The following is a 7,941-nucleotide window of genomic DNA, read 5'->3' on the forward strand; positions in this document are numbered from 1 at the left end:
TTTGCTTCGCCAAAAAAAGTAACCAAAAAAAGGCGACCCCGACTGTGCCGCCCCGCTGCGCGGGGTTCCCGTGCCGTCGATGCCCGGAGCGGGGCGCGGCTAAACTCGCTACGCTGCGCTGCGCTCAGACAGACGCCGCACCTTTTCCCGCTCCGGGCATCGCCGACACGGCGGTACACAGACGGGGACCCTAACGGCAACGGCAACGGCAACGGCCACTGCAACTGCAACTGCAACTGCAACTGCAACTGCAACTGCAACTGCAACTGCAACGGCAACGGCAACGGCAACGGCAACGGCAACGGCAACGGCAACGGCAACTGCACCTGCACCGCGACCGGCGCCTCGGTCCCGCGCCGCTTTTCGCGTAAAATCGCGCGCTATTCCCCTTCCTTCCCGATAGCACGCACATGACCATCAAATCCGACAAGTGGATACGCCGCATGGCCGAACAACACGGCATGATCGAACCCTTCGAGCCGGGCCAGGTGCGCACCGCGGCCAATGGTCAGAAGATCGTGTCCTATGGCACGTCTTCCTATGGCTACGACATCCGCTGCGCCGACGAATTCAAGATCTTCACCAACATCAATAGCACCATCGTCGATCCCAAGAACTTCGACGAGAACTCCTTCGTCGACATCAAGAGCGACGTCTGCATCATCCCGCCGAACTCGTTCGCATTGGCCCGCACCATCGAATACTTCCGCATTCCGCGCAGCGTGCTGACCATCTGCCTGGGCAAGTCGACCTATGCCCGCTGCGGCATCATCGTCAACGTCACGCCCTTCGAGCCGGAATGGGAAGGCTATGTGACGCTGGAGTTTTCCAACACCACGCCGCTACCGGCCAAGATCTATGCCGGCGAGGGCTGCGCCCAGGTGCTGTTCTTCGAAAGCGATGAAGTCTGCGAAACCTCCTACCGTGACCGCGGCGGCAAGTACCAGGGTCAGCGCGGCGTGACCCTGCCCAAGACCTGATCCGGGCCGCCATGCGGCAGGAATGCCAGGTCCTGCTGGACGACAGCCATGCCACGGCCGACGCGCCCACTTCGCGCCTGTATTCGGGCTATAGCGAGACCCTGGAATGCGCCGATGCCGTCGGACTCGACGCCTGGATGGCACAGATACAGAAGGCGCTCGAAGGCGGCCGCTTCGCCGTGCTGCTCTGCGACTACGAGCTGGGCGCCGGGCTGCATGGCATTGCCGCGCGGCCAGGGCAGGGGCCGGCGGCGCGGGCGCTGCTGTTTGCGCAGTGCCGCCGGCTGTCGCGCCAGCAGGCCGACGACTGGCTGGCCGCGCAGGCCGGTGATGCGCCGGCCGGCATCGCCGGACTGACAGCGGGCGAGGACGCGGACCGTTTCGCCGCCGCCATCGACCGCATCCACGCCTGGCTGGAAGCCGGCGATGCCTACCAGATCAACCATACCTGGCGCTTCCATTTCGATGCCTGGGGCGAGCCTGCCGGTTTGTACCGCCGCCTGCGCGAGCGCCAGCCTGTGCCTTACGGCGCGCTGGCGCTGCTGCCTGACGGCGCTGCCGTGCTGTCGCTGTCGCCCGAGCTGTTCATGCGCCAGCAAGGCCGCACCCTGACGGCGCAGCCGATGAAGGGCACCGCGCCCGCCGCCGGCGATGCCGCGGTCGATGCCGCCACCGCGGCGCAGATGCGGGCCGATCCCAAGACCCGGGCCGAGAACCTGATGATCGTCGACCTGCTGCGCAACGACTTCGGACAGGTGGCCGAGACCGGCTCGGTGACGGTGCCGGCGCTGTTCCAGGTCGACCGCTTTGGCGCCGTGCTGCAGATGACCTCCACCGTCAAGGCCACGCGGCGCGCCGATGCCGGCTTTGCCCGGATACTCTCAGCGCTGTATCCCTGCGGCTCGGTCACCGGGGCGCCGAAGCGGCGCGCGATGCAGATCATCCGCGAACTGGAAGACACGCCGCGTGGCATCTACACCGGCGCGATCGGCTGGCTGGAGGCGTCCGGCGACTTCTGCCTCTCGGTGCCGATCCGCACGCTGGCGCTGGCCGCGCCGCAGGGCGGCGTGCGCGCCGGCGTGCTGGGCGTGGGCGCGGGCATCGTGCATGACAGCCGGGCGCGGGACGAGTACCAGGAATGCCTGCAGAAGGCGCGCTTCCTGACCGGCCTGCCGCAGGAATTCACCCTGTTCGAGACCATGCATGCGAGCCGCGACGCGGGCTGCCGGCACCTGGAGCGGCACCTGGCGCGGCTGGCTGCCTCGGCCCGTTATTTCGGCTTTGGCTGGGATGAGCCGGCACTGCGCGCCCGGATCGATGCTGCCTGCATCGCGCTCGGCGAGGGCGAACATGCGCTGAAGCTGGTGCTGTCCTTTTCCGGCGAGGCGACGCTTGCGGCCAGTCCGCTGGCGCCCTGGCCACAGCCAGTGACGGTGCTGCTGGCGCCGCAGTCCACCATGTCCGACCACCTGTTCCTGCGCCATAAGACCAGCCTGCGCGAGCGCTACGACCAGGCCTGGCGCAGCGCCCAGGACCAGGGCGCATTCGACATGCTGTTCCACAACGAGAAGGGTGAACTGACCGAAGGCGGGCGCAGCAATGTCTTCCTCCGGCTGGATGGCCAGTGGCTGACGCCGCCGCTGGGCGCGGGCGTGCTGCCGGGCGTGATGCGCGGCGTGCTGCTGGACGACCCGGCCTGGCGCGCGCGAGAAGCGCGCCTGACCATGGCGGACCTGCACCGGGCCGAGCAGATCGTGGTGTGCAATGCCCTGCGCGGGGCGATGCCGGCGCAGGTTGCCGGCGACGTAGCGTAGGGTGCAATACCCGGAGGGCATTGCACCGTCGGCCGCACACCGGGATCGTCATCCCAGCCGCCATGCCTGATCGACCAAAGGCGCAATGCCCCTGCGGGGTATTGCGCCCTACGGCGGGTGCAGTGGGTAGTAGCGTAGGGTGCAATACCCGAAGGGCATTGCACCGTCGGCCGCACGCCGGAAAGGTCATCCCAGCCTCATTCCCTGATCGACCAAAGGCGCAATGCCCCTGCGGGGTATTGCGCCCTGCGGCGGGTGCAGGCTGGCGCGGGATTGCATGGCGGCGCCATACCATGTCCGCCGCGGCCGACGCTATCATTGATGGCTCTGCTTCGCTTCTCATCACACCGCAAAGGAACCGCGATGCCTTCCACTGACCATTCACGTCTTCATTCGCCGCTGCGCGCCACCGGCGCCCAGGCAGCGGGCAGCCTGGCGCTCGGCGCCGCGGCCGCCGGTGCGCTGGCCATCGGGGCGTTGGCCGTCGGCGCCCTCGCTATCGGCGCGCTGTCGGTCGGCAAGGCACGCATTCGTCGTTTGGAAATCGACGAACTCGTGGTGAAGAAGCTCAGTGTGACCGGTTCGCTGGACTTGCCCGGACGCTCCTGAAGCCTGGCTGCAACGTGTCGCTTGTGCAATCTCAAGGTCGTCCGGCCGAGCTGCCGTTAGGGTAGGACAACGACTTTTGCGACTGGCGCCATGCCACATGCCGATGCCCTGAATCACGCCGACAGCGCCGAGAACGCCACCACGCCAGACGCAGGCTGGCAGGTCCCCGCCGCCGCGATGGCACATGACGATCCGCTGCTGGCCTGCCTGCTGGCGCTGGCGCGGCTGCATGAACGCACGATCAGCGCCGCGGCGGTGCTGGCTGGCCTGCCCCTGGTGGACGGGCGCCTGACGCCGGAACTGTTCGTGCGCGCGGCGCGCCGCTTCGGCCTGGATGCGGCGCTGTCGCGCCGGCCGCTCGACCAGGTCAGCGCCGGCATGCTGCCGGTGGTGCTGCTGCTCGACGGCCGCGATGCCTGCGTGCTGACCGGCGTCGAAGGCGACAGCGCGCAGCTGATCCTGCCGCAGGAGGGCGCCGTGGTGCTGCCGCTGGCGCTGCTGCGGCAACGGCATGCCGGCGTGGTGATCCTTGCCCGGCCGCTGGTGTCGGCCGACGCCCGCAGCGCGGCCAGCGCGCCGCCCGCCCGTGCGCAGTGGCTGCGCGACGCGGTTCTGCCGCTGTGGCCGCTGTATGGCGAAGTGCTGGCGGCCTCGCTGATGATCAACCTGTTCGCGCTGTGCATGCCGCTGTACTCGATGAATGTGTATGACCGGGTGGTGCCCAACCAGGCCGAGGCCACGCTGTGGGCGCTTTCCGCGGGCATGGCCATCGTGCTGGTGTTCGACTTCGGCATGCGCATGCTGCGCGGCTATTTCATCGACATCGCAGGCCGCCGCATCGACCTGCAGCTGTCCTCGCAGGTGTTCCAGCGGGTGCTGGACCTGAAGATGGCGGCGCGGCCGCAGTCGGCCGGCGCTTTTGCCAACAACCTGCAGGAATTCGAAAGCGTGCGCGACTTCGCCACCTCCGCCACCATGGCCGCGCTGGTGGACCTGCCCTTCGTCGCGCTGTTTCTGGCTGCGATGTTCTGGGTCGGCGGCAGCCTGGCCTGGATACCGGTGCTGGCCATTCCCGTGATGGTCGGCGTCGGCCTGCTGCTGCAGCTGCCGCTGGCGCGGCTGGTGGCGAACAGCAGCCGCCTCGGGGCGCAGCGCCAGGCGGTGCTGGTGGAAAGCCTGGTCGGCCTGGAAGCGATCAAGGCCGCCGGCGCCCAGGGCATGCTGCAGCGGCGATGGGAAACCCTGGCAAGCCAGTTGGCGCGGATGGGCCTGCACGCAAGGCTGCTGTCGGCCTGCGCGGTCAATTTCGCGCAGTTTGCGCAGCAGGCGGCGTATCTGCTGGTGATCGTGTTCGGCGCGCTCAGGATCGCGGAGGACAGGCTGACGCTGGGCGGCCTGATCGCCTGCACCATCCTGGCCGGGCGGGCGCTGGCGCCCTGGTCGCAACTGGCCACGCTGCTGACCCGCTACCACCAGGCCCGCAACGCGCTGCATGCCACCGGCAAGGTGATGGCGCTGCCGGTGGAGCATGAGGCCGGCCGCCAGTTCCTGCAGCGCGGTGCCGTGCGCGGCGAGATCGAGCTGCGCAATGTGCGCTTCGCCTATCCGGGCCAGCAGGCCGAGGCGCTGGCCGGCGTGTCGCTGCGCATCGCAGCCGGCGAGCGCGTGGCCATCATCGGCCGCATCGGGTCGGGCAAGACCACGATCGAGAAGCTGGTGATGGGCCTGTATGCGCCGGACGCCGGCGCGGTGCTGGTCGACGGCACCGATGTGCGCCAGCTCGACCCGGCGCTGCTGCGGCGCCAGATCGGCCATGTGCCGCAGGACATCAACTTGTTTTACGGCAGCATCCGCGACAATATCGTCCTCGGCGAAAGCGGCGTGGACGACGAGGCCATGCTGCGCGCGGCCGCCATCGGCGGCGTGGCCGACTTCGTGGCGGCGTCGGCCGAGGGCTATGACCAGCAGGTCGGCGAGCGCGGCGTCAATCTGTCGGGCGGCCAGCGCCAGGCGATCGCGATCGCCCGCGCCGAACTGCTCGCGCCGCCCATCCTGCTGCTCGACGAGCCCAGCAGCGCCATGGACGCCCGCTCCGAGCAGCTGTTCAAGGAAAGGCTGGGCGCGCAACTGGCGGGGCGCACCCTGGTGCTGGTGTCGCACCGCGGCTCGCTGCTGTCGCTGGTCGACCGGGTGCTGGTGATGGACCAGGGCCGCCTGGTGGCCGACGGGCCGCGCGACGCCGTCCTGGCCGCGCTGGCGGCGGGCAAGGTCCATGTCGCGCGCTGAACAGAAGGCGCGCCCGGTGTCGGGCTGGGAGCCGGCGACGGCGGCGCTGCCGGAGCCGGTCAATGATGCCGACTACCTGCATGGCGTGGCCGGCATGCTGGCGCATGGTCCGCGCCGCATTACCCGCTGGGCGTTCTGGCTGGGCCTCCTGTTCTGGCTGGTGGCGCTGGCCTGGGCGGCGCTGGCGAAGGTGGATGAATTCACGGTGGCCGAAGGCAAGGTGATTCCATCGTCGCGGGTGCAACTGGTGCAGAACCTGGAAGGCGGCATCATCTCCGAGGTCTTGGTGAAGGACGGCGACAGCGTGGCCAAGGATCAGCCGCTGCTGCGCATCGACAAGGTGCGCTTCGCATCGCAGTCGGAAGAGGGCAGGGCCAAGAACCGGGCGCTGCTGGCGCGCATTGCGCGCCTGTCGGCCGAAGCCAACGGCCAGCCGTTCAGCGCGCCCGGACAGCTCGCCGGCAGCCATCCGGCGCTGGTGGCGGAAGAGTCGGCGTTGCATGCCAGCCGTCAGCAGGCGCTGCGCGCCAATCTCGCGGTGCTGCGCCAGCAGCTTGGGCAGCGCGAACAGGAACTGGCCGAGAAGCGCGCGCGCCAGCAGCAGCTGCAGCAAAGCCATGCGCTGGTGACCCGCGAACTGGGCATGGTGAGGCCAATGGCCAACCAGGGCTATATCACCCAGCTCGATGCGGTGCGCCTGGAGCGCCAGGCCAATGACCTGCAGGGCGAGCTCGACGCCGCGCGCCTGGCGCTGCCGCGCCTGGAAGCGGCGCTGCGCGAGGCGCGCGAGAAGGTCGATGAACTGGCATCGCGCTTTCGGGCCGACGCGATGAAGGAACTCAGCCTGGCGCGCGCCGAGCAGCAGGCGCTGGCCGCGGCCAACACCGAACTGGAAGACAGGCTGCGCCGCACCGAGGTCAGGGCGCCGGTGGCCGGCGTGGTCAAGCAGCTCAAGGTGCATACGGTGGGCGGCGTGATCCAGCCTGGCATGGAGCTGATGGAAATCGTGCCGCGCGAGGACAGCCTGCTGATCGAGGCGCGGGTGCGGCCGGCCGACATTGCATTCCTGCGCGTTGGGCAGGAGGCCATGGTCAAGCTCAGCGCCTACGACTTCACCATCTATGGCGGTTTCCCCGGCACGCTGGAGCATATCGGCGCCGACACGGTGATGCCGGAACGGCCGGGCGAACGTGCGGAAAGCTACTACCCGGTGCAGGTGCGCACCCGCGGCAGCACGCCCACCGGCGGCGGCGCGGCGCTGTCCATCATGCCCGGCATGGTCGCCAGCGTGGACATCCGCACCGGGCGCAAGACCGTGCTGCACTACCTGCTCAAACCGATCGTGAAGGTCAAGGACGGCATGTTGCGGGAGCGCTAGCGCCAGTGGCGTCTGTCTGATCCGCGTCAGGCATGGCAGCCGCGCTGTTGATCCATATCGTCATTGGTTTGCGACGATGATTTAGCGTTAGAAGATTGGCTAAGCATCCGGCGGCATCCCTGCTGGGTGGAAGTTTGCGGGGATTCGAGCATGGCTACCATCAATGGCACCAACGGTGCGGACAACCTGGTCGGCACCAGCACTGCCGACACCATCAACGGGCGCAACGGCAATGACACGCTGCGCGGCAATGGCGGCCGCGACACCCTGACCGGCGGCGCCGGCAACGACACCTTCGTCTACCTGGCAGCCACCGATTCGGCCGCGAGCGGCAACTGGGATCTGATCACCGACTTCACCCGGGGCGCCGACCGGATCGACCTGTCGGCCCTGCTCGGCGCCACCGACCTGGTCTGGGGCGGCACGACGCCCACCGCCAACGGCGTCTGGTACACCAGGAACGGCACGACCATCTCCGTTTTTATCGATACCAATGGCGCGCCGGCAACGGCGGAAATGCGGATCGACTTGCAGAACATGGCAAGCGGCACCGTGCTCAGCGCCAGCGACTTCATCGGCGTGGCGGCGCCTCCCAACACCGCACCGGCGTTTAACTCGTCCAGTGCCGTCACCATGGCGGAGAACAGCACGGCGGTCGGCACGGTGACGGCGACCGATGCGGAGAGCCAGGCACTGACCTACAGCCTGGTCACAGGCGGCGATGCGGCCCTGTTCAGCATCAATGCTGCCACCGGCGCATTGAGTTTCATCACTGCCCCCAATTTCGAAGCCCCGGCTGATGTGGGCGCCAACAATGTCTACAACCTGACCGTGCAGGCCAGCGACGGCACGTTGAACACCACGCAGGCGATTG

The 7,941-nt window shown here is 68.4% G+C and carries 7 protein-coding genes; all 7 read left to right on the forward strand.

The window, feature by feature from the left end; all coding sequences use genetic code 11:
* Window positions 1-414, forward strand: a 414-nt coding sequence (locus IGW04_RS25975; protein WP_228527388.1) for a hypothetical protein, incomplete at its 5' end; no start/stop codon positions are given.
* Window positions 411-980, forward strand: coding sequence for a dCTP deaminase (gene dcd, locus IGW04_RS25150; protein WP_194715837.1), 570 nt, complete (start codon window positions 411-413; stop codon window positions 978-980). The genes IGW04_RS25975 and dcd, both read left to right, overlap by 4 nt.
* 11 nt (window positions 981-991) lie before the next feature.
* Window positions 992-2,794: a chorismate-binding protein gene (locus IGW04_RS25155; protein ID WP_194715838.1), complete on the forward strand. Its 1,803-nt coding sequence runs from the start codon at window positions 992-994 to the stop codon at window positions 2,792-2,794.
* A gap of 363 nt (window positions 2,795-3,157) precedes the next feature.
* Window positions 3,158-3,403: a hypothetical protein gene (locus IGW04_RS25160; protein WP_194715839.1), complete on the forward strand. Its 246-nt coding sequence runs from the start codon at window positions 3,158-3,160 to the stop codon at window positions 3,401-3,403.
* Between the two features lie 90 nt (window positions 3,404-3,493).
* The gene (locus IGW04_RS25165; RefSeq protein WP_407672185.1) at window positions 3,494-5,689 is read left to right on the forward strand and encodes a type I secretion system permease/ATPase; all 2,196 of its coding nucleotides are present in this window, start codon (window positions 3,494-3,496) and stop codon (window positions 5,687-5,689) included.
* Window positions 5,676-7,067 carry an HlyD family type I secretion periplasmic adaptor subunit gene (locus IGW04_RS25170; protein ID WP_194715840.1) on the forward strand — a complete coding sequence of 464 codons (1,392 nt, stop codon included), beginning with the start codon at window positions 5,676-5,678 and terminating at the stop codon, window positions 7,065-7,067. Before IGW04_RS25165 ends, IGW04_RS25170 begins: the two co-directional genes overlap by 14 nt.
* Before the next feature lie 150 nt (window positions 7,068-7,217).
* A partial coding sequence (locus tag IGW04_RS25175; protein WP_194715841.1) for a M10 family metallopeptidase C-terminal domain-containing protein occupies window positions 7,218-7,941 on the forward strand: 724 nt, incomplete at its 3' end.

This window comes from Noviherbaspirillum soli (genome assembly GCF_015352955.1).
GTDB classification, from domain to species: Bacteria; Pseudomonadota; Gammaproteobacteria; order Burkholderiales; family Burkholderiaceae_D; genus Noviherbaspirillum_A; species Noviherbaspirillum_A soli.

Bases quoted from the DNA above. Each gene is read 5' to 3' on its own strand.
- dcd (WP_194715837.1), top strand. From the start codon at position 411: ATGACCATCAAATCCGACAAGTGGATACGCCGCATGGCCGAACAACAC.
- IGW04_RS25155 (WP_194715838.1), top strand. From the start codon at position 992: ATGCGGCAGGAATGCCAGGTCCTGCTGGACGACAGCCATGCCACGGCC.
- IGW04_RS25160 (WP_194715839.1), top strand. From the start codon at position 3,158: ATGCCTTCCACTGACCATTCACGTCTTCATTCGCCGCTGCGCGCCACC.
- IGW04_RS25165 (WP_407672185.1), top strand. From the start codon at position 3,494: ATGCCACATGCCGATGCCCTGAATCACGCCGACAGCGCCGAGAACGCC.
- IGW04_RS25170 (WP_194715840.1), top strand. From the start codon at position 5,676: ATGTCGCGCGCTGAACAGAAGGCGCGCCCGGTGTCGGGCTGGGAGCCG.